The following is an 895-nucleotide window of genomic DNA, read 5'->3' as shown; positions in this document are numbered from 1 at the left end:
TGTGCCTGCTTGTAATTCCACCTTTACCTGCAACCACTCTTGCCACACATTTTCCGGATCTATATCTGAGTAACCTCGCTCTTCAGCTACTTTCTCAGCAACATCCAAGGGCATTGCAATACATTGTGAAGTATCTCTAATTTCAATTACTTCCTGTTCAGTAAGTGCGGAGCCTTTTTGGTCTTCAGCATTGATTAATACTGCCACTAACGCAGGTACATGGACTAGTAATAATTTTTCTTCGTTTTTAGAGGTCAAAAGCTAAACTCCACTTAGGCTCATAACGCCCAACTAAGGGGCGATAACACATGGGCTAAAATTAGGAACGCAGTGACGCAGCCCATGTGTTAGCGTCCCAGCGAGCAGCGCGAGCGCCTTTAGTTTTTTGTTATATGCTGCTACATACTTAAAAGAGCCTTGAACAATAACACTACAAAACTAACGAGCATTAAGAAACCCATTAATAATTTGATAATCAGGGAATCATTGCTATCGAAGGCTTTAAACCATTCCTCAGCTTTGTTATATCGGGCTTTATTTTTAACAGCGGCATAAAACAATGCGACTGTTGCGATGTAAAACGCAACAATACATGCCTGGCTAAAGTTACTACTTAGGTTTACGTCTAAAAATTGAAAATAAGAAAGATATAAGACGCTTTGCGTTACGATGTTTATCCAAAAAGCACAAGTCATTATTGGGAAAAACATCTCCTCGCGGTCATGGTTCAACATGTATTTAACTATGACATGCCATTTGCACAAAATATCCACTGAAGCTCCTAGGCATATAACGCCCAACTTTGGGGCACAAATACATGGGCTAAAATAACGAGCGAAGCGAAGGGAGCCCATGTGTTTGTGTCCCAGCGAACGCAGTGAGCGCCAATAGTTGT

Annotated in this window: 2 protein-coding genes; both read right to left on the bottom strand. The window is 41.2% G+C overall.

Annotated elements, in window-relative coordinates:
- Window positions 1-258: hypothetical protein (locus V7R35_RS17790; protein ID WP_334016225.1), on the bottom strand; the 258-nt coding region annotated here is incomplete at its 3' end.
- 140 nt (window positions 259-398) lie between these two features.
- Window positions 399-895 (bottom strand): hypothetical protein (locus V7R35_RS17785; protein WP_334016224.1); only part of this gene is annotated, 497 nt, incomplete at its 5' end.

The sequence above is a fragment of the Alteromonas sp. S167 genome (assembly GCF_036864375.1).
In the GTDB taxonomy this organism is placed as follows: Bacteria; Pseudomonadota; Gammaproteobacteria; order Enterobacterales; family Alteromonadaceae; genus Alteromonas.
Note: the sequence above shows the minus strand (reverse complement) of the source record. Positions and strands in the feature narration are given on the sequence as shown.